Origin of the sequence: Marinifilum fragile JCM 15579, assembly GCF_001310955.1 — a bacterium.
Taxonomy (GTDB): Bacteria; Bacteroidota; Bacteroidia; order Bacteroidales; family Marinifilaceae; genus Marinifilum; species Marinifilum fragile.
In genome coordinates this window covers 1-25,623 of sequence record NZ_BAZX01000004.1, presented here as the reverse complement: position 1 = coordinate 25,623, position 25,623 = coordinate 1, and the positions used below count along the sequence as shown (strand labels likewise).

Below are 25,623 nucleotides of genomic sequence, written 5' to 3'. Positions count from 1 at the left end.
AATCAAAAGCCTATACTAGTGTAATCGAAACTGGTGTAGGATTCAAAAGATTATCCAACACCGGACTTCTCTCTTGCATTATTTCCAACCATTTTTCTTTTTGCTCTTCAGTAGCTTCAAATACGGGTTTCAGCACAATTTCTATATTTTGATAGCCAGCCCTATCCTTGGTTGGCATACCAAATAACTTCTCTGGATTTAATTCTCCTTTTATCTCAATATCCAAATCTTTAAGTTCAATATCCATTTCATTGGCAACTTTAAAGGCCAATATATGAATACACCCACTTAATCCACAAAGAATATATTCCACCGGATTAGGAGCCAGATCGGTGCCTCCTAAAGGTGAAGGTTCATCAACCATCACTTTAAAATTTCTTACGCTAATTTCTGATCTTGAATTAGATTTTGTCTTTGATTCAATAAGAAAATCAATTTTCTGAATTTCCATCTGCTCCATACTTTTCTGATTTAAATTGTACATTTACAAAAGTAATTAGGAAGATACAGGATGGTGACTTCAGCCCTGTGTACTTAAATATATCAGAGGGTGTAATTTTACACCTGCGTAAACAAATTAACATGGAGCAAATTCACGATTCGGGAAAAAGATGCCTTTCCATTCTATCAAGTGATGAAAATGAAGAACTGTATTCAAAAAGCAACAGTCTTAATTTCGAAGCCGGAGAACTGATTATTAAGAAGGGAACTCCTGTTAATAACATCTATTTCTTAAAATCAGGCATTGTAGAATTGTCATTGAATGAAGCTCCGCATCGCCAAATTTTAAACTTACTTTTTGATGGTGAATTTATTGGAATCAATTGTGTTTTTTCCACTGCTCAATATCGGTTTTCAGCACGTGCATTAACCAACTGTTCCATAGAACTATTAGACAAAGAAACTTTTACCAAACTTTTGAAAGCAAACAGTACGCTTTCAATGGCATTTATTCAATATATATCATGGGTTAATGAAGGTTTTCTCAACTGGCAGATGAAATTAAAAGAGAAAAATTCTGCAGGCGCACTTGCTTTTCTTATCAGTGAATTTCAGAAAAACTTTGATAGCAATTCATTTGAGATTCCTTTAACTAGGCAAGAGATGGCCAGAATCATAGGCTTCTCCAAAGAGAGTGTTTTGAAAAACCTTGCCGATTTTAGGAAAGAAGGTTTAATCGATAGTAATGGTAAATCCATTACAATTATTGACGCCTCGCGTTTGGAAGAAATTGCCAAATATGGTTGACAGCTCTTTATTGCTCCGATTTACTTTTCTCTTTTGGCTTTACAATTCCACCCAGCAGGATACCAAATAATCCGCCATAAGGAAGCATGGTGTACCAATTGGCCTTTATCGGGCAAGTTCCCGATACACAACCAACGTATCTCCAGTACAGATAGCCTCCAAGCAAACCAATCAATCCGCCAATAATTTCAAATTTTCTTTTATTCAAAAAGTTCTTCATTTTTTTTAAATTATTATTAGCTCAAACCTAATAAAGATTTTCCAAAAGTTTCGTCAATTACATGACAATTAACACTTCCGAATTTTATCATTAAGTATATCCACTAATATTCTCGAAAGCCGTATATTTGTATTCACAAAACCAAAGATACACAACAACACAATGTTAAAGATCTATCACAATCCAAGATGTGCCAAAAGCCGTGCTGGATTAAAATACCTTCAGGAGAAAGGTTTAGACCCTGAAATCAGATTGTATTTAAAAGAAGAATTTACCGAAGCAGAACTTGCTGATTTGCTGATGAGAATGAACAAAGAGCCCCAAGAAATCATTCGAACTCAGGAAAAAATATATAAAAGCGATTTTAAAGGGAAAAACTTTAATCGTGAAGAGTGGATCAAAATATTGATTGAATACCCTAAGCTAATCCAACGCCCGATAATCGTAAAGGATTGTAAAGCTGTATTTGCTGATCCTGTCGAAAACACTGACGAGATTTTATAATCTCTTATAAATTTAAATCTTTCTTAATTACCTAATTGAGTTGTGCAACAAAATTCAACAGTAGCTTTATTGCCTGTTTTCAGTTATTAAATCAATTGAGGAAAATGAAGATGTTTAGAAAATATTACCTGATCATGCTTTCGGTAATTTCAGCAGCCTGCGATCCTTTTAACACAAAGATCGGACCTGAAGTTTCTCTGTATCAAAGTACCGAAATCAAAGATTTTTTCTTTCCGGATACGCTTAAAGTAATGACCTGGAACATTAAATTTGGTGGAGGTCGTATCGATTTCTTTTTCGATTGTCATGGCGATCGCGTCATTATGGAAAAATCCGAGGTTTTAAATCATCTAAATGCTTTGTCTCAAAAAATCCGAGAGATCAACCCGGATATATTATTAATACAAGAAGCTGATATTAATGCCAAAAGAAGTGCCTTTGTTGATCAAGTTCAATATCTGCTTGATAATACTGATTTAAATTATGCAGCTTATGCATCACAATGGAAAGCTTCTAAAATTCCGAGTGATGGTATTGGCAAGATGGATTCCGGCAATGCAATTTTATCGAAATGGAAATTTACGGATGCGAAGAGAATTGCCCTGCCTTTAATTCAATCGCAGAATTTCATTGTTCGATATTTTTATTTAAAAAGAAACATTCTGGATGTTCAATTGGAACATGAAGGAAAAAAACTTCATATACTGAACACGCATGCATCGGCCTATGCAAAGGACGATACCAAGAAAAAACAATTGGATATTATTAAAGCTTACGCTGATGCAATCTCATTAAAGGGAGATCAATTAATACTAGGAGGTGATTTTAATTCTCTTCCGCCTTATACAAAACAAACCAGCAAGTTTGATGATTCGGTTTGTACCGATGAAGAATTTGAAGCAGACAATTATTCAGCCGAAACGGAATGGATGATGCCTTTCTATGAAAACTACCAGGCAGCCATCCCTTTGGATGAATATCAAAATAATAACAAAGATCATTTTACGCATACCACTGACAAGAATGGATTCTGGAATCGAAAATTGGACTATCTGTTTACAAACGGTAAGTTCATCGATAAAAGCGGAAAAACTTTACAAGAGTGGATGCAAATCTCTGATCATGCACCAGTGATAGTCAATTACGAATTGAGAATTACAAATTACGAGAAAAACTAAACCTATACATCTGTTTATCAACACTGAAAACATGTACTTAAAGATAAAATCGTAATTCGTAATTGGTAATTCCTAATTAATTTCCTGTTGTAAAAGTATGATGCAAAACATTTTTTAAACTTTTTCAAAGTGATAAAAAGGGCTTATTTTTAGACCCTAATTTTTAAACAGTTACAGTTATGGCAGATAATAAACTATTTAGTGAGTTTGCTCCACAATCTACACAAGAGTGGATCGACAAAATCACTAAAGACCTTAAAGGCGCTGACTTCGATAAAAAGTTAATTTGGAGAACAAATGAAGGATTCAATGTTCAGCCTTTCTACAGACTGGAAAACATGGAAGATAAGATGTACATGAACACTTATCCTGGTGATTTTCCATATGTGCGCGGAAACAAGAAAGACAACAACAATTGGTTTATCCGTCAGGATATCATCGTTGAAGATGTGAAGGCTGCAAACGCAAAAGCTCTTGACGTTCTTAATAAAGGTATCGACTCATTAGGTTTCGTTTTAAATTGGAAAAGCCTTAGCAAAGATGAATTAGCTACTTTGTTAGAAGGTGTTTACATGGATTGTGTTGAAGTAAACTTCGAAAAAACTCACGGTTCTGTAGAATTAATTAAAAACTTACAGGCAATTGCAACTGAAAAAGGAATTGCTCTTGACAAAGTTCAAGGTGGTGTTGCTATCGACATTTTAGGTGGTTACAGTACTTGTGGTAAATTCTGTACTTCAGAAGAAAACTCATACAACTACTTGAAAGAAGCGGTTGAAGCTGCAAAAGAACTTCCAAACTTTAAAGTTGTTGCTGTTGGCGGTAGATTATTCAACAACTCGGGATCATCTATCGTTGAAGAATTAGGTTTCAGTTTAGCTGCCGGTGCTGAATATATAAGCAAGTTAATGGAAGCTGGTTTGTCAATTGAAGAAATTGCTCCAAAAATCCGTTTCAACTTCGCAACTAGCTCTAAATATTTCATGGAGATTGCTAAGCTAAGAGCAGGTCGTATGCTTTGGGCTTACATCTTGAAAGAATTTGGTGCTTCTGAAGAAATGTGTAAAATGTTCATCCACGGAGAAACTTCTGATTGGAACAAGACAATTTACGATCCATACGTAAATATGCTTCGTACTCAAACTGAGGCTATGTCTTCTGTTCTTGGTGGTTTGGATTCATACACAGTTAAGCCTTTCAACTCTGTTTACGAAAATACAACTGAATTCTCAGAGCGTATTGCACGTAACCAGCAGTTATTGTTGAAAGAAGAATCACACTTCGGAAAAATTGCTGACCCTGCTGCAGGATCATACTATATTGAATCTCTTACTGAATCTATCAGCGAAGAAGCTTGGAAACTATTCCTTGAAGTTCAAGAAAAAGGTGGTTACCTGGCAGCTTTCAAAGCTGGTTTCATTCAGGAAACAATCAAAGCTACTGCTCAGAAAAGAGATATGGCTGTTGCAACTCGTAAAGAAAACTTCCTAGGAACTAACCAGTTCCCTAACTTCGGTGAAGTTGCAGAAAAAGAATTGTCAGCAGAACTTTTCGCACCAGAAAACAAAGCTGACGAAAATGCTGAATGCGAAACATTGAAACCATACCGTGGTGCTCAGGCATTCGAAGCTATGCGTTACAAAACTGATGTTTACGCAAAAGAAAATGGTCGTCCTAAAGTAATGATGTTCCCAATTGGTAACCTGAACATGCGTAAAGCTCGTGCTCAGTTCGCTTGTAACTTCTTTGCTTGTGCAGGATTCGACGTTGAAGATCACAACGGATTCACTAATGTTGAAGAAGGAGTAAAATTCGTAACTGAAAAGAACGCAAAAATCGTTGTTGTTTGTTCATCTGACGAAGAGTACGAAACTATTGCTCCTGAAGTGTTTGAAGCATTAAAAGGAAAAGCTATTGTTGTTGTAGCTGGTGCTCCTGCTTGTGCTGAAGAATTAAAAGCAAAAGGTGTTGAAAACTTCATCAACGTGAAGTCGAATGTACTTGAAACCTTGAAAGCATATCAAGCTGAGCTTGGAATTTAATTAAAGTAGTTGCACGGTAAAGACGTAGCATACTGCGTCTTTACAGGAAAAAAACAGAACAAATGAAACCAAATTTTAAAAATATAGATATCAAGTCATCTCAAAGAGCTGCCAAGAATTCTCAGGAATGGGAAAAAGAAAATGGCATTGAAAAATCTTGGATGACACCTGAGCAAATTCCTGTTAAAACAGCTTTTAACAAGGAAGATTTAGAAGGCATGGAACACCTAAATTATGTTTCTGGTTTACCTCCTTTCCTTCGCGGACCATATTCAGCTATGTATCCTTTGCGTCCATGGACAGTTCGTCAGTACGCAGGTTTCTCTACTGCTGAAGAATCAAATGCATTCTATCGTCGTAACCTTGCTGCTGGTCAGAAAGGTCTTTCTGTAGCATTCGACTTGGCTACTCACCGTGGATACGATTCAGATCACCCACGTGTAATTGGTGATGTAGGTAAGGCTGGTGTTGCTATCGACTCTATCTTGGATATGGAAATCCTTTTCGATCAGATTCCATTGAACAAGATGTCTGTATCGATGACAATGAACGGTGCTGTACTTCCTGTTTTGGCTTTCTACATTGTAGCAGGTTTGGAGCAAGGAGCTAAATTAGAAGAACTTTCAGGTACTATTCAGAATGATATCTTGAAAGAATTCATGGTGCGTAACACTTACATCTACCCACCAGAGTTCTCAATGAAAATTATTGCAGATATCTTTGAATATACTTCACAGAAGATGCCTAAATTTAACTCAATTTCTATCTCTGGTTACCACATGCAAGAAGCAGGTGCAACTGCAGATATCGAGTTGGCTTACACTCTTGCTGATGGTTTAGAATATTTGAAAAAAGGTGTTGCTGCTGGTATGGACGTTGACGCATTTGCTCCTCGTTTGTCATTCTTCTGGGCTATTGGTATGAACCAATTCATGGAGATTGCTAAGATGAGAGCTGGTCGTTTACTTTGGGCGAAGATTGTAAAACAATTCAATCCTAAGAACCCTAAGTCTATGGCTTTGCGTACTCACTCACAGACTTCAGGTTGGTCATTAACTGAGCAGGATCCATTCAACAATGTTGGTCGTACTTGTATCGAAGCTATGGCTGCTGCATTGGGTCACACTCAGTCTCTTCACACCAATGCATTGATGAAGCGATTGCGTTACCAACTGACTTCTCTGCACGTATTGCACGTAATACTCAGATCTATATCCAGGATGAATCAACTATCTGTAAAGCAGTTGATCCATGGGCAGGTTCTTACTACGTAGAATCATTAACTCAGGAGTTGGTAGACAAAGCTTGGGCTCACATCGAAGAGGTTGAGAAACTAGGTGGTATGGCTAAAGCTATCGAGTCTGGTATTCCAAAACTTCGTATCGAGGAAGCTGCTGCTCGTACTCAAGCTAAAATTGATGCTGGTACTCAAACTATCGTTGGTACTAACAAGTATCGTTTGGAAAAAGAAGATCCATTGGATATTCTTGAAGTTGACAACACTGCTGTACGTACTGCTCAGATTGAGCGTTTGGCTAAACTTCGTGCAAACCGTAATGAAGAAGAGGTACAGGCTGCTCTTGAAGCCATTACTGCTTGTGCTAACGGTGGTGAAGGTAACTTATTGGATCTTGCTGTTAAAGCTGCACAAGTTCGTGCTTCATTAGGTGAGATTTCAGATGCATGTGAGAAAATTTGTGGTAGATATAAAGCTGTAATTAGAACCGTGTCAGGAGTATATTCATCAGAATCGAAAGAAGATGCTGACTTCGCAAAAGCGAAAGAATTGGCAGATAAATTTGCAGAGCAAACTGGACGTCGTCCACGTATCATGATTGCAAAAATGGGTCAGGATGGTCACGACCGTGGTGGTAAAGTAGTTGCTACTGGTTTCGCTGATATGGGATTCGATGTGGATATGGGACCATTATTCCAGACTCCAGAAGAATCTGCTAAGCAAGCTGTAGAAAATGATGTACACATGGTTGGTGTATCTTCATTGGCTGCTGGTCACAAAACTTTGGTTCCTGCAATTATCGAGGAATTGAAGAAATTAGGACGTGAAGATATCATGGTTACTGCAGGTGGTGTAATCCCAGCTCAGGACTACGATTTCCTTTATGAAGCAGGTGTTGCAGGTGTATTTGGTCCTGGAACAAAAGTTTCTAAATGTGCGATCCAAATGTTGGAAATCTTGATCGAGCAATACAAAGACTAATTAAGATTATCACTATATTTATAGACAGGGAGTTTTACTTCCTGTCTTTTTTTTATCCAAATATCAGCATCATGAATAAATCGCTCTTGTTTTTCCTTTTTATTCTATTCAATTTGACTTTATCTGCTCAAAATAAAACCATAGAAGATACTCGCCTAAAGAAACATGTTTTGTATGGTAAAGTTACACTGGAAGCTTTTGAGTTAGATATCTGTAGGGATTGGTATGGACCGGAATACAAGAAATACAAAGCTAAAAACGGAATCATTAAAAAGCTTAGAAAACTATCATTCAAAAATGTAAGAATAGATTTGATTCTGGGATCATGGTGTCATGATTCACATCGCGAAGTACCTCGATTTATAAAAATTCTTGATGAAATTAGATTCCCATTTGAAAATCTAAACATGAATGCCTTAGATACAAAGAAAGAATCGCCTGACTATAATGCAAAGGCAAATAAAGTTAGCAGAGTGCCAACGGCAATAGTCTATCGAAACAATGAAGAAATTGGTAGAATCATTGAAACACCCAATCAAAGTCTTGAAAAAGACCTTTTAAAAATCCTTTCTAAAAATTAGTATATTAGCAATATATTAATAACTATCATCAATCTAAAATGGAACAAGTACGCTCTAACTCTGGACAAACATTGGGAATCATTGCTTTGGTTCTGGGCATTTTAACTCTTTTTATTGGATTCATTCCTTGCATCGGTTTTATAGCCTTTGTACCAGGGATTATTGCCATAATTCTAAGTATAATAGGATTGAGTCAGGCCAATAGAGATAATGGTGCAAGAGGTATAAATATTGGAGCTCTAGTTATTTCTGTTCTGGGTGTTTTGGTAGCATCAATTTGGCTGTTCTTTATTGTTGGAGTTGCCAGTATGAACGAGGATGAAATTGAAGGATTTGTTGAAGAGGTGATTGAAGAAGTAATTGAGGAATCTGTTAATAATCCAGACTTACAAGAAGCTTTAGATGAATTGGAACAACAGCTTGAGGAAATTAATATCGACTCAATCACCAATGAGGTGGATAGCCTTGAAATGAAAATTAAGGTAGAAATTGAAACCAATAAAAAACAAGAATAGCCTAAGTAGCTATCAAATAATTAACCTCATTTTTGCATCAATAATAGCCGGAATATTTATTTATTCCGCCATTTACTCACATCCCAAAATAAATCATCCAATCCCATCTGTTTTTTCCCAGGTGACAGGTAAAGATAGTCCTTCATCCGGCCTATCTCGTAGCTTTTCGGCTCTTACTCAAGGTGATGTTAAATCAGCAAGAGATCTTAACCCATACAGTATCCAAATCTTTTTATTTTTTACTTTTCAGTTGATTTTTAGATTATTAACATTTCTATTGATGAAAAAATCATTTTCATGGATTAACATCTATATTTTAGCTGATATCATTTTGTCCATATTATTCTTTTTGTTGGTTTTCAGACCTTTAATTTTCTTTACTCTTGAACTATTTAAAAATTTTATCGTAAATTGAATATAGATTAATATTTATTAAACTTTTTGCGATATGTCATTTTTACTAGTTAGTTTATGCTTGACTCTACTAACAGGTGTTATGGTCTTACATGTTCAGAACGAAAATAACCTATCAAAAAGAATAGTTAAGGCTGGTGCAACTGTAGAGCAATTGTTAGATCAAAATGGAATAAAGCACATTGATCTAAAAAAGAAATTTGCGAGCTCAAGTCTCTCTACTCAACTTAGATTGGTTGAGTACTATATTAATTATCTAGATTCTAATTATACTGATTTCGGATCAAAGAAAACAGTATTTCAAAGAATTAATAATATTGAAAGTGCATTAAGTCTTTATAAAGACTACAATACAGAATTAAAGCTTGCATCATGATGCAAGCTTTAATTTTATAGCATAAATTTATTTTATATCTGCAAGAGAGAAACATTTATCAACCTTAACACCTCTCTCTGTTTTTATTAAACTACAACACTCCGTAGTAATATCATGTTGCAAAAATAATATTGCATTATTCTCAACTGCTTCAGCAAGAAACTCTTGTTTTTCAGCTAATGATGCTGTTGGATTTAGATCATAACTCGCCAGCCACTTTACAGGAACATTCGCTGCTGTAGGAATAAAGTCTCCAGCAAAAACAACTTCCTGACCATTAAAATTGATAACTGGAATCATTAATCCGGTGTGTGTCCTTCAAAAATTTTCACTTTAAAATTTGGAAACAACTCACCCTCCTGTTCTACCAAATTCAACTTACCTGCTTCTTTTATTGGCATTATATTTTCATCAAAAAATGCATCGCTCTCACGAATATTAGGGTTCAAATAATTCTCCCAATGCTGCTTGCTAACCCAATGCTGAGCATTTTTAAAAACCAATTCATAATCGCTTTTATCTGTATTCCATTTTACGGCTCCACCACAATGATCGAAATGCAAATGGGTAAATACAACATCTGTAATATCATCCGGTAAAAATCCTTCACTTTTTAAAGAATCCAGCATATTGGCATCTCCATTTAGATGTTGATGCTTGAAGAACTCTTCACTTTGCTTATCTCCTGTCCCGTTATCAATCAATATCTTTCTTTCACCATCAACAACAAGCATGCTTCTCATGGCACAATTACAATAATTATCTTCGTTCGAAGGATATTTTCTACTCCACATTACTTTAGGAACAACACTAAACATTGCTCCTCCATCGCACATAAAATTTCCTGTTTCTATATTGTATATTTCCATGATAATATTGTTTTATTCTAGTATCTTTAATTTTCGCAAAAGAAAAGCTTAAACCACAGTTAAAGTACTCGTACTTATTGCGGTTCAAAAATACAATTTTATAAAAGATTATCAATGAAAGTTCACTTTATAGCAATTGGCGGAAGCGCCATGCACAATTTAGCAATCGCACTACATAAGAAAGGATTTGAAATCACAGGTTCAGATGATGAAATTTTTGACCCCTCAAAATCAAGATTGGAGAAATATGGAATTCTGCCAAAAGAATGGGGTTGGTTTCCTGAAAAACTTACTACTGATATTGATGCGATAATTCTAGGTATGCATGCAAGAATTAACAATCCAGAATTATTAAAAGCTCAAGAACTTGGTTTAAAAATTTATTCTTATCCTGAATACATTTACGAACAAACCAAAGATAAAACCAGAATTGTAATTGGTGGAAGCCATGGAAAAACCACCACCACCTCAATGGTAATGCATGTATTAAAAGATAACAATATCGACTTTGATTACATGGTAGGTGCCCAAATTGAAGGATTTGAAACCATGGTTAAATTAAGCAAAGATGCTAAAATTGCTATTTTTGAAGGTGATGAATACCTTTCCTCTCCTATCGATCGCAGACCAAAATTTCATTTGTATCATCCTGACATTGCACTACTAACAGGAATCGCCTGGGATCACATTAATGTATTTCCAACTTTCGAAAATTATGTAGAGCAATTCGAAATTTTCACACAAATGATTCAAGAAAATGGTTCTTTAATCTACTTTGATGGTGATGAGCACATTGCTAAAATTGTCGAAAAGAAAAGAGAAAGTATCGAATACATTCCTTACAATTCACATCCATTTAAAGTGGTTGATAACCGCAGTATTCTTCAAACGAAAAACGGGGATGTTCCTTTGGAAATTTTTGGAGAACACAACCTTCAAAACCTTATGGGAGCCTATCTCATTTGTAAAAAAGCTGGACTAAGTAACGAACAGTTTTACAATTCAATTCAAAACTTTTCGGGAGCTGCCAAGCGATTACAAAAACTTGCCGAAAATAATTCATGCACAGTTTTTCAAGATTTTGCGCACTCTCCATCAAAATTAAAGGCTACTACCGAGGCTGTAAAAAAACAATTTACCAATCGTAAATTGATTGCTTGTATGGAATTACACACGTTTAGTAGTTTGAAAAAAGAATTTTTACCACACTATAAAAACACCATGAGTTTGGCTGATAAAGCAATTGTGTATTTCAATCCCAAAACTGTTGACCACAAAAAGCTTGAGCCTATTTCAAAGGACCAGGTAGCGGAATCTTTTGGAGGTAATAATGTAACTGTTTACACCGATTCAGATTTGGTTATTAGTGATTTATTAGAACAAGATTTCAAGAACACAAATGTTCTTTTAATGAGCTCTGGAAATTTTTCAGGAGTTAACTTATCTACACTTGCGGAAAAAATTGTCAACAAAAGCTGAATCAATACATCTATATTGTTTTGCCTGTCAGTAAAATAATACTACTTTTAGTATAAATCAGATTAAATAGCTTTAATACCATGTCTGCTTTACACAGGTTAATCATTCTATTTTCAGTTTTACTTTCATTTGTTTTTGTGAATTTACATGCTCAAAATCAAATCCAGAAAGCTGAAGAATTATTGCCAAAAGCGGAAGGTGAGCTACGAATTGCATTGTTGAGAGAGTTATCAAAGCTCTATTTGGATGTAAATATTGATAAAAGCATTGATTATCTAAAAGAAGTTGTTGTTTTATCCTCAGATGTTCCTGCAAATCACGCAACGGCTTTATATGATCTAGGAAATCTGTATCGAAAAGTTAATAATTTCAGAAGGGCTTTAGATTGTCATTTGCAGGCATTGGAAATTCGCAAGAGCATATCCGATGAGTTGGCCGTATCAGCTTCATACAATAATATTGGTGAGATTCATAAAATTTTAAACAAACACAAGGAAGCTCTTGAATATTTTAATCAATCACTAAAAATTCGGCAGAAGGAAGGATCAGAAAAGGAAGTTGCGTATACCTTAAACAATATTGGTAGTGTGTATTGGCTCGATAAAGACTATGCCAACGCATTGGAGTATTATTTAAAATCTTTGGAAATCAGATCCAAACTTGGCGATAAATCGGATATTTCCTCATCACTGAATAATCTTGGTAATGTCTATAAAAACTTAAACAAGTACAACAAGGCATTGGATTATTACAAAAAGGCTCTAACCCTTCGTGAGGAACTTGGCGACAAATCTCTTATTGCCTATACTTTGAATGACATTGGTGGCATTTACTGGAGACTGAACAATTTTAATGAATCGCTTAACTTTTACAACCGCGCTCTAAAAATCAGAAGAGACCTTGGCAATAAGCGTTATACTGCAGCCACATTAAAAAACATAGGAACAGTTTACAAAGATTTAAATGAACTTGATTTTTCGTTAAAACACTATAATGAATCGCTTAAAATTTACAATGAAATAGGTGATCTGAAAGAACAAGCTAATGTATATTCATTAATTGGAAATTTATACAGCAGCTATAACAATTTCGATAAAAGTCAGGAATACCATAAAATTGCGCTCAACCTACATGAGAAATTAGGAAATGCTAAAGGAATTGCATATTCATCGAACAGCATAGGCGAAATTTTAATGGATTACTACAAGAGCGATGATGCTTTGCAGTATTTAGAATCTGCCTACGAAAATGCCAATTATTCTAAGGACAGAAACTTACAAAAGACAACTTCTGAAAATCTTTTCGAGTATTATTCGAATAAAGGCAACTACAAAAAAGCACTAGAGTATTATCGCAATTATTCAAACACCCAGTATGACAGCATTGTAGATCAATACGACAAGGATAGAATCAGTGAATTTGAGGCGAAATACGAAATCTCTAAAAACAAAGAAGAAATTAAGGGTCTGAAGGAATATAACAGAATGCAAGCCATTTTGATTTACCTTTTTATTGTCCTGATTATTTTTGCAGGAATTATTGGCTATATTACCAATAAAAATATCAAATTAAGAAAAGAAACTACTGCTACCCTTACCGAGAAAAACCAAGAGTTAGAAGAAATTAATTCACGTTTGAAAGAATCGGATATTATTTTGCGTGATTTGAATCTAACCAAGGATAAGATTTTTAATATTATATCGACTGATTTGCGTGATCCATTTATTGATCTGAAAAATATCAGTACAAAACTCATCGAAAGCTTTAATGAGAATGATATCGAATACCAAAAGTCCTTAGCCATTGGAATTCGTGATTTATCTGATCACACCAATGATTTGGTAGAAAATATTTTACTGTGGTCTGCATCGCAGGCTGGTAAAGCTACATTTTCTCCAAAATATTTCAACATTCGAGAATCAATTAATGGAGTTCTTCAAAAACTATCGGGTCCAATTATTGAGAAGAATTTGAAATTCATTTTTAATATGGACAACACCTCAATGGTTTATGCCGACTCTGCTGCCATGTCAGAAGTTTTTAAAAATCTAATTTCAAATGCCATTAAATTTTCCTATTCTGAAGGAAAAATCACTCTCTCAGCACGAGAAAAAAAATATCGTGTGGAGCTGGAAATATCCGACGAAGGAGTTGGAATGAGCAAATCGAACCTTAATAAAATATTCAGACTAGATAATAATTACCTTGCGCTTGGCACTGCTCAAGAAAAAGGAGCTGGTATTGGCCTATTGCTCTGTAAAGAGTACGTAGAAAAAAATGGAGGTAAAATCTGGGCCGAAAGTGAGGAAGGAAAAGGAAGTAGTTTTTATATCACAATTCCTAAGTCTGAAAAAATTATGGAGTCAATACCCAAAACAAAGGCATAAAACAAAAGGCACCCAAATGGATGCCTTTTTATATTACTTTCTGCTTCTAATTATTTAGCAGTAATTTTATTTACAAAGTGATAGTGACTTCCGAATCTTTCGAATGCAGCCTTATCAAGTTCTTCTCTAAAGTTTGGATGAGCAACAGAGATGATTGCTTTAGCTCTTTGTTGAAGTGACTTACCAAACAAGTTCACAGCTCCATGCTCAGTTACAAACCATCTCATGTTGTTACGAGTAGTTACAACACCTGATCCTGTTAATAAGGTTGGTGTAATTTTAGAGATACCTTTACCAGTAACAGAAGGCATTGCAATAATAGGCACACCACCTTCTGAAGCAGCTGCACCACGAGTAAAGTCAATCTGACCACCTACACCTGAATAGTGTTTTGTTCCGATTGAGTCCGCACAAACCTGACCAGTAATATCAATAGATAGTGCTGAGTTGATCGCACATACTTTTGGGTTTTGCTTGATAATACCAACACCATTGGTATAAGCAACATCCATCATCAAAACTCCCGGGTTATCATCAACGAAATCGTAAAGTTCTTTTGTTCCCATTAAGAAACCTGCAACAATCTTACCTGGATCTAACTTCTTGTTTCTACCGTTAACAACACCGCTTTCTACCAATGGAAGAAGACCATCAGCAAACATCTCAGTGTGAACACCAAGGTCCTTGTGATTTCCTAACTGTGCCAAAACAGCATTTGGAATACCACCAATACCCATTTGCAAACAAGCTCCATCAGGAATCAATTCTGCAACATTTTTACCAATTGCAATATCCATTTCTGATAAAGGAGCATTGTGGTGCTCGATAAGTGGAGAGTTGTCTTCACAGAAAATATCAAAGTTTGATAACGGCATCATTGCATCCCCAAAAGCACGAGGTACATTAGGGTTGATAATTGCAACAACAGTATCAGCTTCTTCAACAGCTGCTTTACTAGCCTCAACAGAAGTACCTAAAGATACAAAACCATGCTTATCAGGAGTACTTACCTGTACAACTGCAACATTTACATTTAAAATACCCTCACGAATCAATTGCTGAGTTTCTCCTAAAAATACAGGAATATAATCTGCATAACCAGCTTGAGTTTGCTTTCTTACATTAGCTCCCACAAACAATGATTCAAGATTAAAAATTCCTTCAAATTCAGGATCAGCATAAGGAGCTGGTCCTTCTGTGTGAATATGCTGAATGGTTACATCGTAAATTTCACCATTACGACCGCGATCACACATTGCGTTAATGAATTTATGAGGTGTCAACGCTACTGAGTGCAAGTGCACTCTATCTCCAGATTTAATTACCTTTGCTGCTTCTTCAAAAGAAACTATTTTAATCTCTTTATGCATCTCTAATCGGTTTTATATTGATGTTTATAAATTTCTAATTCGCCGACTAAAGTAGTATATTTTTTAAGTGCAATTTCTGCTATTTAGCATGAGTGCTACAAAACATATCTTCACTATCAATTCATAATTAAGACTTTGTGTTTTAGATTGAAAGAAAATTGATTTTAAAAAATCACTTATACAATCTGTCAATCGCAGGCAGTTAAAAACAGAGCTATATAAAATAAAGAAGCCGGGAGACCCAAACTCCCGGCTGCAAAACCCAAACATCTAATAAAACTTAAATAACAAAAACTATCAAACTATTATTTTTACTAACCCTATTAATAAGGTATACTATTTTTGTTGTAAGTACTTGTGAAAAATAGTTTTCCTTGTTTTCTATATCAAATATACGAAGCAATTACACATCAAGCAAATCAATATTGTTTATAGTGTTATAGATAATGTTTATATTTGAAAGAATTTAAAAAGCAACAAACTAATGATCACGATCACTCAACTCGAATATATCGTGGCTGTTGATACTTATCGTCACTTTGCAACAGCTGCCGAAAAATGTTTTATTACTCAGCCAACCTTAAGTATGCAGATCAAAAAACTGGAGGAGTATTTGGATGTTACCATATTTGACAGAAGCAAACAACCAATTATTCCAACCGACGTTGGCCTTGATATTATTGAACAAGCAAGAATCATTCTTAGCGAAACTAAAAAAGTTGATGAGATCATTAAAGATCATAAGAACACCATAGAGGGAAATTTGAAAATTGGGATTATCCCAACATTAGCTCCTTTTCTTCTTCCAATGTTTATTGGTGATTATATCAGAAAATATCCTGCTATTAAAGTTGAGGTGGAAGAAATGGTTTCTGAAGAAATTGTAAAAAGCCTTAAAAAAGATAAAATTGATGTGGGTATTTTTGTTACGCCTGCAAAGGATGATAAAATTCGAGAAAGACATCTTTTCTATGAAGAAATGATGATTTACGCACACAAGGATCATCCACTACTAAAACAACCTATTGTTGAGGTAAAAGATATTGCTACTCCAGAAATTTGGATGCTTAGTGATGGACACTGTTTCAGAAACCAGGTAATCAATCTTTGTGAGATGCACGATTTGCAACATCAGGAATTGCCATTCGAATTTGAAAGTAATTCTCTTGAAACTTTAATGAAAATTGTGGATCGTGAAGGAGGTTTTACCCTGATACCTGAATTAGCAACTCAATATTTGCCTGAAGAAAAGATGGCACAGGTAAAAAAATTCACAAACATTCATCCTTTAAGGGAGGTTAGTTTGGTATATTCTCGTCATTACACAAAAAATAAATTGTTGGATTTATTGGCTGATCAAATCAAAAATATAATCCCAAATAACTTTTTAAGTAGTGATAGAGGAACAATTGTTGAATGGCGCTAAATTTATTTTAAGCTTATAACGAAGCAGTTAGTTTCTTTACCGAAAAAAAGTGTAAGTTTTTTCAAAAAAAGTTTTGCAGGAATAAAGAATTATCTCTTTCTTTGCAGCGCAAAAGAAAAAAATAAGAGGCTAACTCTTCAACATTTCTGAAGCAATAAAAAAGAGTTTTTTCGCAAAGTGTTTGCAGTTTTAAAAAAATAAATTACCTTTGCAGCTCTGAAAAATTAGATGGTCCGTTCGTCTAGGGGTTAGGACGCCAGATTTTCATTCTGGTAACACGGGTTCGATTCCCGTACGGACTACTAAAAATTTTGCAGTAATTCGATTTTAATTTATCTTTGCTGCGCATTAATAAACCAATGGTCCGTTCGTCTAGGGGTTAGGACGCCAGATTTTCATTCTGGTAACACGGGTTCGATTCCGTACGGACTACCAAGATAATAATTTAGATAACTTTAAGAGATGGCAAATCATCAATCTGCAATTAAAAGAATCAGACAGTCTGAAAAGAAAAGAGTACACAATAAGTATTATGCGAAGACTGCCAGAAATGCTGTAAGAAAGTTACGTGCTACTTCAGATAAGGAAGCTGCTAATGAATTACTTCCTAAAGTAACTGCAATGTTGGATAAACTTGCTAAGATTAATGTAATTCATAAGAACAAAGCTGCTAACTTGAAATCTAAATTAGCTTCACACGTTAACAAGCTGTAAGACACTATAACTCTGTTATAAAGGTTCTCAATGAGAACCCTTTTTGTGTATGCACATATTCCATATTGGTTTTGTTTATGTAAATTTATAACTTTAGTTAAATATTTACACAACAAACTATGGATGAATATAATAAACTAAGCATTAAAGACTGGGCTCTTGAAGATCGCCCCAGAGAAAAATTAATGTACAAGGGAGTTAAAAGTTTATCTACCGCAGAACTTTTAGCAATTATTATTGGCAGTGGCAATCGCAATCAGTCCGCTGTCGAACTTTCCAAAACGATACTCTCCCATTGCAATAATGACCTCAACGTCCTTGCTAAAAAATCAATTCATGATTTGATGAAAATTAAAGGAATTGGAGAAGCAAAAGCCATTGGTATTATTTCAGCATTGGAAATTGGTCGCAGACAAAAAGCTTTTCAGAGTAAACAGAAAGAAAAAGTTACTTGCAGTCGCGATGCTTTCGAAATTCTATTCCCTTTTGTAGAGAATTTAGGACATGAAGAATTTTGGGTTTTATTCATGAATAGAGCCAACAAAGTTATCGAAATCAAAAACGTTTCTTCAGGAGGAATTACAGGCACTGTTTTCGACATCAGGTTGGTGTTAAAAGAGGCTCTACAACTTGAGGCGGTTAATCTTATTCTTTGTCACAATCATCCATCAGGAAATTTGGCTCCATCAGCAGCAGACAAAGACATTACAAAAAAATCGAAAGATGCTGCTAAACTGATGAATATAGAAATATTAGATCATATAATAATTGGCGAAAACGATTATTATAGTTTTGCCGATGACGCACTAATTTAGAATGAATTAGATTACGAATTTTTCCTTCATTTCCTTCCTTAATATTATTGAAATATGGCTATATTTGCGCTCAGCTAATTTTTAAATAATAAAACATGGTGATCCACACTTTAGGAGAAAACAACTCCCTTTTTAACCGATTTATAGCTGAAATCCGAGACGTTAACATTCAAAACGATCCTCTTCGCTTTAGAAGAAACCTTGAAAGAGTTGGTGAGATATTCGCATACGAAATCAGTAAAACTTTAGATTTTGCAGATCAATCAGTGGAAACTCCACTTGGTACTGCAATTGCTTCTCTTCCAAAGGATGAAGTTGTTGTAGCTTCGATATTAAGAGCAGGTCTTCCTTTGCACAATGGTTTATTAAACTATTTTGATAGATCAGAAAATGCTTTTATTTCTGCATATCGCAAGCATACCGAAGATGGAAAATTCAAAATTAATTTCGAGTACATTTCATCTCCTTCTATCGATGGCAAGGTGGTTATTCTTGCCGATCCAATGTTGGCAACAGGATCATCAATGGAGTTGGCATACAAAGCAATGCTAACAAAAGGTACTCCAAAACACGTACACATTGTATCTGTAATTGCAAGCCAAGAAGGTGTTAATCTTATTAAGAACAATTTACCTTCAGAAAACACTACCATTTGGAATGGTGTTGTTGATGCTGAACTAAATACCAAGTCGTATATCGTTCCTGGTTGTGGCGATGCTGGTGATTTGGCTTTTGGTGCTAAATTAGGATAATCAATATTTTTGATAATATCTCAAGGACTGTTTTAATGACAGTCCTTTTTTTTGCGAAACTCTTAAATGTTAGTGCTTATTCTATCCAAGGATTGATTTGCCGATGACTTAGACGACAAATAATTTCTGATTAAATACTAATCCGCTTAAAAATTCTTGCTACAGTTTGGCAAACTGACAGCAAAGCAACCTTACATGCATACCACAATATCCTTATATCTTAAATCGCGTAACCTCCGATGTATCGGGACAAGAATTTTTCATATCCAAGATGCTCTTACCTGTTACCGGATGAATAAAATCAGGTGCAATTTCTGATAAAGGAGCCAAAGCAAACATTCTCTCTCCCATTCTAGGATGTGGCACTTCTAACCTTTCGGTATCGATAATTAAATCATCGTAGAACAAAATATCAACATCAATAGTTCTCTCGCTGTAGCGATTTTTCTTTCGAATGCGACCAAGCTTTTTCTCAATTTCCTGAGTTTGATTAAGAACTGCCTCAGGCAACAAGTTGCTTTCGACTATCACCACTTGGTTCAGAAAACTTTGCTCATGTTCGAATCCCCATGGTTCTGTTTCATATATGGCTGAAACATTCAGAACTTTTCCAACATCATTCCCCAAAGCTTCAACTGTGCTTTTAAGAATTAACTCTCTATCACCTAAATTTCCTCCTATTAAGAAATATACCTTTGCCATCTGTTATAATTTGATCGGTAAAAGAAACAAAGAAATCTTTCGAAACAAAATATACATCGAAAATAATCCGCATTTCAAACTTCTGTCAGTTTAATTAGATATATTTGTTACAATGCCGATTTACATAAATCTGCATCTTTCAATTAGATAATCAATTAAAAGAAAATCAATATGAAAAGCTTCTTTAAATTTACATTTGCCTCCATATTAGGTGTTATTGTAGGTGGATTTCTTCTTTTGTTTTTGGGCATCATGATTATTGCTGGTATCGCTTCAAGTGCTGATAAAGCAGTAACCGTTAAAAACAAAAGTGTTCTGGAAATTAAACTAAATAAATCCCTTGCTGATCGAGGCGCGGATAATCCTTTTGATGAATTGGGTTTACCAGGAACTGGTAGCTCAAGCATTGGTTTAACCACCATTTTAGAAAGTATTGAGAAGGCTAAAACCGATGAAAAAATAAAAGGTATTTATTTAAATGTTAGCGATGTTTCTGCAAACTTTGGTGGTATTGCCTCTATCGAAGAAATCAGAAATAAGCTTAAAGAGTTTAAAGAAAGCGGTAAATTTATTGTGAGCTACAACAATTTTGGTTATTCACAAAAAGCCTACTACCTAACCTCTGTCTCGGATAGCATTTATTTAAATCCTGAAGCCATGATAATGCTTCTTGGTATGGGTGGTGAAAGAACCTTTTACAAAAAATTCTTAAAAAACATCGGTGTAGAAGCTCAGGTCATAAGAGTTGGCAAATACAAATCGGCTACAGAACAGTTTTTCAGAGATGATATGAGTGACGAAAGCCGCGAACAAACCATGGCTTATGTTGGTGATATTTGGAATCAAATTTTAATAGGAATTTCAGAAGAAAGAGGCATTTCGGTTGACAAATTAAATGAACTAATTGATGCATTTGCCATTAAAAAGGCAGCTGATGCTAAAAAATACAATTTAATTGATGGAGTGATTTACCAGGATGAAATGAATGCTATCCTTAGAAAGCTTACTGATATTAAAGAAGACAAAAAACTTCGTATGGTTAGTGTGTCTGATTACGCAAAATCTCCAGATGCTGATGCCAAATTCTCAAAAAATAAAATTGCCGTAGTTTATGCTACAGGTGCCATTGGAAATGAGCAAAGCGAAACAGCAATAGGTCCTGAATTGGCTAACACCATTCGCAAAGCTAGAAGAGATTCAACCGTTAAAGCCATCGTATTGCGCGTAAATTCGCCGGGAGGTAGTGCTTTGGTTTCTGATATTATTTGGAGAGAAGTTGAGTTGGCTTCGCAAGAAAAAACAGTTATTGCTTCAATGGGTAATGTGGCTGCATCAGGAGGTTACTATATTGCCTGCCCTGCAGATACTATTGTAGCTGATAAAAATACCATTACCGGATCAATTGGTATTTACGGCTTGTTCTTCTCTGGTGAAGAATTGATTAAAAATAAAATTGGCTTCACAACTGATTCTTACGGAACCAACAAACATTCTGCCTTTGGTGGAGGTTATCCATTAATGGTGGTTCCTGTTTCCTCAAGAAAGTTCACAAACACTGAAAAAGAAATCCTTCAGGATATCATTAACGAAGGATATGACACATTCCTAACTAGAGTTGCAAATGGAAGAAACCGATCGAAAGAAGAGATTCATGAAGTGGCACAAGGAAGAGTTTGGAGTGCTGTGGATGCCAAAGAAAATGGTTTAGTTGATGTTTTAGGAGGTTTAGAAACCGCTATTGAGATTGCAAAAGAAAAAGCAGGCTTAAAAGATGATTATAGAATTGTTTCTCTTCCGAAGCAAAAAGATCCAATTCAAGAATTAATAAATGATATTACTGGCGAAGCCAAAACCAGATTCTTAAAATTTGAATTAGGTGATACCTACAGATACTACAATCAGGCTCAAAGTATTATGGATTTAGGTGGTATTCAGGCTCGATTGCCATACGAAATAGAATTGAACTAAATTTCACAAACTCATTCACATAAAAAATCCTCAAAATTTGAGGATTTTTTTTATTTCAGGAATCACCATATTTTTATCAACTAAATTAAAAATTATTGTCATATTTAATTCGTTTTAAATACTAACAAATATTTCTGTAAATTTAATATGGAATTAATTGTTACGATTACAAGTCTATCTCGAACGATATCTATTCTATACACCTGATTAAAACTATAATCGATGAAAGCACTAACCCGTTTTTTAAAAGTTTTACTACTCCCTTTTAGTTTACTTTACGGATTGATTGTGGCCATGCGCAATATGCTTTTCGATATAAATATTCTTACCAGTACCGAATTCAAAATCCCAATCATTTCGGTTGGTAACATCACCGTTGGAGGAACTGGAAAAACCCCTCATATCGAATACCTTATCACTCTTCTAAAAGATGATTACAAGCTTGCTACCCTAAGTCGTGGTTACAAAAGAAAAAGTAAAGGCTTTATCCTTTCTAATGAAAACTCCACTGCAAACTTGATTGGTGACGAGCCTATGCAAATCAAACGCAAATTTCCTGACATACTAGTTTCGGTTGACAGCAAAAGGGTAAATGGGGTTAAAAATCTGCTTAAAAGTGAACATGGCAATGATTTAAGTGCGATTCTACTGGATGATGCCTACCAGCACAGGTATATAAAACCAGGCTTATCCATTCTTTTAATTGATTACAACAGACCAATTACTCGAGATTTTATAATGCCATATGGGCGTTTGAGAGAAAGTGCAGAAGAAAGATCCAGAGCAAATATCATTATTGTGAGTAAGACTCCTGCCAACATGACTCCAATTGAGAGAAGAATCATTGTGAAAGAGCTGAAAATATTACCTTACCAAACATTATATTTCACATGCTTAGATTATGGTAATCTTCAACCGGTATTTAGCAAAGATGCAGTAAAAATTGGGGATGAAGATTGGAACAAGGAAAGCTTTTCAATCCTTTTGATAACAGGCATTGCAAACCCAAAACCTTTGAGAGAATATTTAGATGGTTTCTCGAATACAATTGAAGAATTGCATTTTCCAGATCATCATGCGTTTAATCAGAAGGATATTCAAACTATCGAGAAGAAGTTTAATGAGCTACCTGGCGATAATAAAATCATTATTACCACAGAAAAGGATGCTACTCGTATTTTTGATATGGAAATCAAGCAAGAAAGCATAAAAAAACACCTGTTCTTTGTTCCTTTATGCATTAAGTTTTTAAATGAAGACAAGTCGAAATTTGACAATCAGATTTTAAACTACGTTAAGAAAAATAAGCGATCAAGCAATCTGCACAATATCGAAACTGATTCAATATAAAAAAGGGGAATTAATGCGTTCCCCTTTACTCTACCATTTATTAACCACTACATTAATTAACAGCTATTGCAAAAGCACTTTGACGTGAGCCAAAATAAATTCATTCGTTATAAATGCTCTATGCTTCATCAAGTTACAAAATCAAACATAAATAATCAAGTGTTGAGTTTCTTTTTTTATTAATTAATATAATTAAGATATTTCACTTCAATTTCCCACCAATTACACAAGTCTTTTTATAGGTTTTCATTCGCCCATCAGGATTAAACATTTCAATATAAACAAGGTATATTCCTATAGGTAACCTTTCTCTTTTCGAATTCAACCCATCCCAATACACGCTATCGTCAGTTCCCAAATACAAATTACTGGCCAGTTTCCTGATTTCCTTTCCTAGGGAATTGTATATTCTAATATTAGCTACGAATCCATCATCTTTTAAATTAAAATTGATGTATAAGCGATCATCAATTCCATCATTATCAGGAGAAAATATTTTTGAAGACAAACTAACTTCCTCTACAGATTCCTCAATATCCCTATAAACAGAGTTTTTCATTCCAGGAGTCCCAAAACCTATGTTTTGTGCTGCCGACTGCCAATTAGAATTCAAATTGGTTTCTTCCTCAGGGTTTACACGCTCTAATGCAACACCTTCTTTACTTGCCAATAGTTCAAAATGCATATCATCACGGTACTCCAGATCATCAATAAGCTCACCTTTTGTGTACAAAACAACCCTTCCACTTTTATCAGGATAATTTGGTAAATCCACTTGATGGAAAACAGAAGTATTTGATGTGTAATAATTTTCTGCAATATTGCATGAATCAGCCGTAAATAAACAATACGATTCAGGATGCAAGAGAATCTGTTTCTTAGCTAACTTTACACTATCTGTTAGCAAATAATTCTCATCTTTTTTACCGATATACAGTTGAGATAAATCATAAACATTTCGAGTCTGATTGTACAACTCTACATAGTCTGAACCTCCTGATAATGGATCAAATAAGATCTCATTGATTACAATATCTCCCTGATGAACTTGAGTAGGTATCCAAAATTCCACTAGATTATTTTTGAGTGGATTACCTGCCAAATCTGTTACATTTTGAGAAATCTCTAATTTAAATTTTGCATTCTCGAGCAAATGTTCCTTAAATACAATTTCAATGATCGTTTCAGCTTCTTCAAGTTTACGTATCTCTTGTATAAGATTATCCCCTCGTACCAATTTATAATTTGATTTTTGAAGCACTGATGATACTTGCATAGGCTCTGAATAAATTACTCGCACTGTATTTGTATTCACAACTTCTATGTCCTCAATCTGGGGAAGAACCTGATCTTTATTCTCTGCAAATACAGAATTTAGTTTTCCTGGGGTTCCTCCATTTGTAGCATTTGATGCCTTCCAATTGGGTTCTTGCCAAGTAAAATTCATTGGGTCAATTCGCTCTAAACTCCATCCTCCATTACTTTTTTCATCCGATTGATACCAATTATCAGAATAGGCAATCTCATCGATTGTTTCTCCATTAGCTGACAACAGTTTTAAACTGTTTCCTGAATTAGTTAAACCAGTAAAGTTTGATAAACCAATAGCATTTCCATATTCAGAAAATGCTTCAATCGCTGTGTTAGAACAAAGAATCAAATAAGAATTTGCATAAATTGTATCTGAAGAAAATAACAATTCTTTACTTCCAATTTGCAACTTCCATCCTCCAACTGAAATTTTATAACCTTTGGTATTGTACAATTCGATATACTCATACTCTGGTAATCCTTGTGTTGGGCTTTCATCTGCATGATTTCATTGATAACAACATCATGTTCATGTATTTCGTGATAGACAAAATCCAATATGGTATCAAGCACATTATCACATTCGTCAGCTATACCTGATATATACAACTGCATTTGCTCTGCATCTGTAAAAGAATTTTCAAACTGCAACTCCACTCCTTGAGTAGAAATGGGAGTAACCTCTTTTAGAGCATTGGATTGAATATTGTAATTCTCAGGATTCAGCAAGGTTGCTTCATCAATTACTTCACCAAATTCCAAAGCCAACTGATTTTCCGATTCCAATTTGAAAGAAACTACCTTAGGTGATTCTTCATCTACATAATCTGCACGAATAGAATTGACTTGACCAGGAGTTCCCCCTTTTTCATTTACTGAAGCTGACCAATTGCTTTGACTGCTGCAAGTATTCGCCGGATCAATTCGCTCTAAACTCCAACCACCATTACTTTTCTCTTCTGATTGATACCAAGTATCAGAATAGACAATCTCCTCGATTATTTCTCCATTAGCAGACAACAGTTTTAAACTGTTTCCTGAATTGGATAAGCCTGAGAAATTTGATAAGCCTAAAGTATTTCCATATTCAGAAAATGCTTCAATCGCTGTATTGGAACAAAGAATCAAATAAGAATTTGCATAAATTGTATCTGAAGAAAATAACAATTCCTTACTGCCAAATT

25 protein-coding genes, 2 tRNA genes and 1 pseudogene are annotated in these 25,623 nt (G+C 34.9%); 20 read left to right on the top strand and 8 right to left on the bottom strand.

All coding sequences use genetic code 11. The features are described 5' to 3' along the window. Positions 1-10 precede the first annotated feature (10 nt). Positions 11-484: an OsmC family protein gene (locus tag JCM15579_RS04765; RefSeq protein ID WP_083464535.1), complete on the bottom strand. Its 474-nt coding sequence runs from the start codon at positions 482-484 to the stop codon at positions 11-13. 98 nt (positions 485-582) lie between these two features. On the opposite strand from JCM15579_RS04765, the gene JCM15579_RS04760 reads away from it, so the two are divergent. Continuing rightward, on the top strand, positions 583-1,248 hold the full coding sequence (locus JCM15579_RS04760) for a Crp/Fnr family transcriptional regulator (protein ID WP_054716495.1): 666 nt from the start codon (positions 583-585) through the stop codon (positions 1,246-1,248). A gap of 7 nt (positions 1,249-1,255) precedes the next feature. Here the strand turns inward: JCM15579_RS04760 and JCM15579_RS04755 are convergent, their stop codons facing one another. Next, positions 1,256-1,468, bottom strand: a complete 213-nt coding sequence (locus JCM15579_RS04755) for a hypothetical protein (protein WP_054716492.1) — start codon at positions 1,466-1,468, stop codon at positions 1,256-1,258. A gap of 162 nt (positions 1,469-1,630) precedes the next feature. Here JCM15579_RS04755 and JCM15579_RS04750 point away from each other — a divergent pair, with 162 nt between their 5' ends. The 9 genes and pseudogenes from JCM15579_RS04750 to JCM15579_RS04715 all read left to right on the top strand — a co-directional run bounded on the left by JCM15579_RS04750 (position 1,631) and on the right by JCM15579_RS04715 (position 9,296). Beyond that, the gene (locus tag JCM15579_RS04750; RefSeq protein WP_054716490.1) at positions 1,631-1,972 is read left to right on the top strand and encodes an arsenate reductase family protein; all 342 of its coding nucleotides are present in this window, start codon (positions 1,631-1,633) and stop codon (positions 1,970-1,972) included. 104 nt (positions 1,973-2,076) lie between these two features. Further along, positions 2,077-3,150, top strand: coding sequence for an endonuclease/exonuclease/phosphatase family protein (locus JCM15579_RS04745; RefSeq protein ID WP_054716486.1), 1,074 nt, complete (start codon positions 2,077-2,079; stop codon positions 3,148-3,150). 179 nt (positions 3,151-3,329) lie between these two features. Beyond that, positions 3,330-5,192: a methylmalonyl-CoA mutase family protein gene (locus JCM15579_RS04740; protein WP_054716483.1), complete on the top strand. Its 1,863-nt coding sequence runs from the start codon at positions 3,330-3,332 to the stop codon at positions 5,190-5,192. A 62-nt stretch (positions 5,193-5,254) separates the two neighbouring features. Continuing rightward, positions 5,255-6,837 (top strand): annotated as a pseudogene (scpA, locus tag JCM15579_RS21325) (methylmalonyl-CoA mutase); the annotation flags it as partial. Between the two features lie 186 nt (positions 6,838-7,023). After that, entirely contained in the window at positions 7,024-7,410 is a 387-nt protein-coding gene (locus JCM15579_RS22235) for a cobalamin-dependent protein (RefSeq protein WP_373280235.1), read from the top strand. 71 nt (positions 7,411-7,481) lie between these two features. Next, positions 7,482-7,991 (top strand): thioredoxin family protein, encoded by a 510-nt coding sequence (locus tag JCM15579_RS04730; RefSeq protein WP_054716480.1) that lies wholly within the window; start codon positions 7,482-7,484, stop codon positions 7,989-7,991. 38 nt (positions 7,992-8,029) lie between these two features. Beyond that, positions 8,030-8,506, top strand: a complete 477-nt coding sequence (locus JCM15579_RS04725; protein WP_054716476.1) for a hypothetical protein — start codon at positions 8,030-8,032, stop codon at positions 8,504-8,506. Between the two features lie 121 nt (positions 8,507-8,627). Further along, positions 8,628-8,921, top strand: a complete 294-nt coding sequence (locus JCM15579_RS22230) for a DUF2752 domain-containing protein (protein ID WP_054716473.1) — start codon at positions 8,628-8,630, stop codon at positions 8,919-8,921. A gap of 33 nt (positions 8,922-8,954) precedes the next feature. Continuing rightward, positions 8,955-9,296: a hypothetical protein gene (locus JCM15579_RS04715; protein WP_054716470.1), complete on the top strand. Its 342-nt coding sequence runs from the start codon at positions 8,955-8,957 to the stop codon at positions 9,294-9,296. Between the two features lie 27 nt (positions 9,297-9,323). Here the strand turns inward: JCM15579_RS04715 and JCM15579_RS04710 are convergent, their stop codons facing one another. After that, the gene (locus JCM15579_RS04710; RefSeq protein ID WP_054716468.1) at positions 9,324-9,596 is read right to left on the bottom strand and encodes an MBL fold metallo-hydrolase; all 273 of its coding nucleotides are present in this window, start codon (positions 9,594-9,596) and stop codon (positions 9,324-9,326) included. Continuing rightward, the gene (locus tag JCM15579_RS04705; protein ID WP_054716465.1) at positions 9,596-10,165 is read right to left on the bottom strand and encodes an MBL fold metallo-hydrolase; all 570 of its coding nucleotides are present in this window, start codon (positions 10,163-10,165) and stop codon (positions 9,596-9,598) included. The genes JCM15579_RS04710 and JCM15579_RS04705 overlap by 1 nt, the downstream gene beginning before the upstream one ends. A gap of 114 nt (positions 10,166-10,279) precedes the next feature. Here JCM15579_RS04705 and JCM15579_RS04700 point away from each other — a divergent pair, with 114 nt between their 5' ends. Then, complete coding sequence (locus JCM15579_RS04700; protein WP_054716462.1) at positions 10,280-11,644, top strand: UDP-N-acetylmuramate--L-alanine ligase; 1,365 nt, start codon at positions 10,280-10,282, stop codon at positions 11,642-11,644. Positions 11,645-11,724: 80 nt separating this feature from the next. Beyond that, positions 11,725-14,031 carry a tetratricopeptide repeat-containing sensor histidine kinase gene (locus tag JCM15579_RS04695; RefSeq protein WP_054716460.1) on the top strand — a complete coding sequence of 769 codons (2,307 nt, stop codon included), beginning with the start codon at positions 11,725-11,727 and terminating at the stop codon, positions 14,029-14,031. A gap of 50 nt (positions 14,032-14,081) precedes the next feature. On the opposite strand, the gene JCM15579_RS04690 is transcribed toward JCM15579_RS04695, so the two are convergent. Next, positions 14,082-15,401, bottom strand: coding sequence for an acetyl-CoA hydrolase/transferase family protein (locus tag JCM15579_RS04690; protein ID WP_054716457.1), 1,320 nt, complete (start codon positions 15,399-15,401; stop codon positions 14,082-14,084). Between the two features lie 484 nt (positions 15,402-15,885). On the opposite strand from JCM15579_RS04690, the gene JCM15579_RS04685 reads away from it, so the two are divergent. The 6 genes from JCM15579_RS04685 to upp all read left to right on the top strand — a co-directional run bounded on the left by JCM15579_RS04685 (position 15,886) and on the right by upp (position 19,108). Next, positions 15,886-16,827 (top strand): hydrogen peroxide-inducible genes activator, encoded by a 942-nt coding sequence (locus JCM15579_RS04685; protein WP_054716453.1) that lies wholly within the window; start codon positions 15,886-15,888, stop codon positions 16,825-16,827. Positions 16,828-17,057: 230 nt separating this feature from the next. Continuing rightward, positions 17,058-17,129 (top strand) — tRNA-Glu (locus tag JCM15579_RS04680). A 59-nt stretch (positions 17,130-17,188) separates the two neighbouring features. After that, positions 17,189-17,262, top strand: a tRNA-Glu gene (locus JCM15579_RS04675). A gap of 27 nt (positions 17,263-17,289) precedes the next feature. After that, a complete protein-coding gene (gene rpsT / locus JCM15579_RS04670; protein WP_054716451.1) occupies positions 17,290-17,541 on the top strand; it encodes a 30S ribosomal protein S20 in 252 nt (83 codons plus the stop codon). A 119-nt stretch (positions 17,542-17,660) separates the two neighbouring features. Continuing rightward, positions 17,661-18,356 carry a RadC family protein gene (gene radC, locus JCM15579_RS04665; RefSeq protein ID WP_054716447.1) on the top strand — a complete coding sequence of 232 codons (696 nt, stop codon included), beginning with the start codon at positions 17,661-17,663 and terminating at the stop codon, positions 18,354-18,356. A 95-nt stretch (positions 18,357-18,451) separates the two neighbouring features. After that, entirely contained in the window at positions 18,452-19,108 is a 657-nt protein-coding gene (upp, locus tag JCM15579_RS04660; RefSeq protein WP_054716445.1) for a uracil phosphoribosyltransferase, read from the top strand. Positions 19,109-19,321: 213 nt separating this feature from the next. Here upp and folK read toward each other — a convergent pair whose 3' ends face one another. Continuing rightward, a complete protein-coding gene (gene folK / locus JCM15579_RS04655) occupies positions 19,322-19,810 on the bottom strand; it encodes a 2-amino-4-hydroxy-6-hydroxymethyldihydropteridine diphosphokinase (protein WP_054716441.1) in 489 nt (162 codons plus the stop codon). A gap of 171 nt (positions 19,811-19,981) precedes the next feature. On the opposite strand from folK, the gene sppA reads away from it, so the two are divergent. Then, positions 19,982-21,778 carry a signal peptide peptidase SppA gene (sppA, locus tag JCM15579_RS04650; RefSeq protein ID WP_054716439.1) on the top strand — a complete coding sequence of 599 codons (1,797 nt, stop codon included), beginning with the start codon at positions 19,982-19,984 and terminating at the stop codon, positions 21,776-21,778. A 222-nt stretch (positions 21,779-22,000) separates the two neighbouring features. Continuing rightward, positions 22,001-23,128: a tetraacyldisaccharide 4'-kinase gene (lpxK, locus tag JCM15579_RS04645; protein WP_054716436.1), complete on the top strand. Its 1,128-nt coding sequence runs from the start codon at positions 22,001-22,003 to the stop codon at positions 23,126-23,128. Between the two features lie 202 nt (positions 23,129-23,330). Here the strand turns inward: lpxK and JCM15579_RS04640 are convergent, their stop codons facing one another. Together JCM15579_RS04640 and JCM15579_RS20385 are read right to left on the bottom strand one after the other, a co-directional pair. Then, positions 23,331-24,893, bottom strand: a complete 1,563-nt coding sequence (locus JCM15579_RS04640) for a lamin tail domain-containing protein (protein WP_083464533.1) — start codon at positions 24,891-24,893, stop codon at positions 23,331-23,333. Then, on the bottom strand, positions 24,785-25,623 hold an 839-nt coding region (locus tag JCM15579_RS20385; RefSeq protein ID WP_218186055.1), incomplete at its 5' end, for a hypothetical protein. The genes JCM15579_RS04640 and JCM15579_RS20385, both read right to left, overlap by 109 nt.

Bases quoted from the DNA above. Each gene is read 5' to 3' on its own strand.
- folK (WP_054716441.1), bottom strand. From the start codon at position 19,810: ATGGCAAAGGTATATTTCTTAATAGGAGGAAATTTAGGTGATAGAGAG.
- JCM15579_RS04690 (WP_054716457.1), bottom strand. From the start codon at position 15,401: ATGCATAAAGAGATTAAAATAGTTTCTTTTGAAGAAGCAGCAAAGGTA.
- JCM15579_RS04760 (WP_054716495.1), top strand. From the start codon at position 583: ATGGAGCAAATTCACGATTCGGGAAAAAGATGCCTTTCCATTCTATCA.
- JCM15579_RS04685 (WP_054716453.1), top strand. From the start codon at position 15,886: ATGATCACGATCACTCAACTCGAATATATCGTGGCTGTTGATACTTAT.
- JCM15579_RS04700 (WP_054716462.1), top strand. From the start codon at position 10,280: ATGAAAGTTCACTTTATAGCAATTGGCGGAAGCGCCATGCACAATTTA.
- JCM15579_RS04705 (WP_054716465.1), bottom strand. From the start codon at position 10,165: ATGGAAATATACAATATAGAAACAGGAAATTTTATGTGCGATGGAGGA.
- JCM15579_RS04710 (WP_054716468.1), bottom strand. From the start codon at position 9,596: ATGATTCCAGTTATCAATTTTAATGGTCAGGAAGTTGTTTTTGCTGGA.
- JCM15579_RS04745 (WP_054716486.1), top strand. From the start codon at position 2,077: ATGAAGATGTTTAGAAAATATTACCTGATCATGCTTTCGGTAATTTCA.
- JCM15579_RS04755 (WP_054716492.1), bottom strand. From the start codon at position 1,468: ATGAAGAACTTTTTGAATAAAAGAAAATTTGAAATTATTGGCGGATTG.
- JCM15579_RS04730 (WP_054716480.1), top strand. From the start codon at position 7,482: ATGAATAAATCGCTCTTGTTTTTCCTTTTTATTCTATTCAATTTGACT.
- JCM15579_RS04740 (WP_054716483.1), top strand. From the start codon at position 3,330: ATGGCAGATAATAAACTATTTAGTGAGTTTGCTCCACAATCTACACAA.
- JCM15579_RS04750 (WP_054716490.1), top strand. From the start codon at position 1,631: ATGTTAAAGATCTATCACAATCCAAGATGTGCCAAAAGCCGTGCTGGA.
- upp (WP_054716445.1), top strand. From the start codon at position 18,452: ATGGTGATCCACACTTTAGGAGAAAACAACTCCCTTTTTAACCGATTT.
- sppA (WP_054716439.1), top strand. From the start codon at position 19,982: ATGAAAAGCTTCTTTAAATTTACATTTGCCTCCATATTAGGTGTTATT.
- JCM15579_RS22235 (WP_373280235.1), top strand. From the start codon at position 7,024: ATGATTGCAAAAATGGGTCAGGATGGTCACGACCGTGGTGGTAAAGTA.
- JCM15579_RS04695 (WP_054716460.1), top strand. From the start codon at position 11,725: ATGTCTGCTTTACACAGGTTAATCATTCTATTTTCAGTTTTACTTTCA.
- JCM15579_RS04765 (WP_083464535.1), bottom strand. From the start codon at position 484: ATGTACAATTTAAATCAGAAAAGTATGGAGCAGATGGAAATTCAGAAA.
- rpsT (WP_054716451.1), top strand. From the start codon at position 17,290: ATGGCAAATCATCAATCTGCAATTAAAAGAATCAGACAGTCTGAAAAG.
- radC (WP_054716447.1), top strand. From the start codon at position 17,661: ATGGATGAATATAATAAACTAAGCATTAAAGACTGGGCTCTTGAAGAT.
- JCM15579_RS04715 (WP_054716470.1), top strand. From the start codon at position 8,955: ATGTCATTTTTACTAGTTAGTTTATGCTTGACTCTACTAACAGGTGTT.
- JCM15579_RS04725 (WP_054716476.1), top strand. From the start codon at position 8,030: ATGGAACAAGTACGCTCTAACTCTGGACAAACATTGGGAATCATTGCT.
- lpxK (WP_054716436.1), top strand. From the start codon at position 22,001: ATGAAAGCACTAACCCGTTTTTTAAAAGTTTTACTACTCCCTTTTAGT.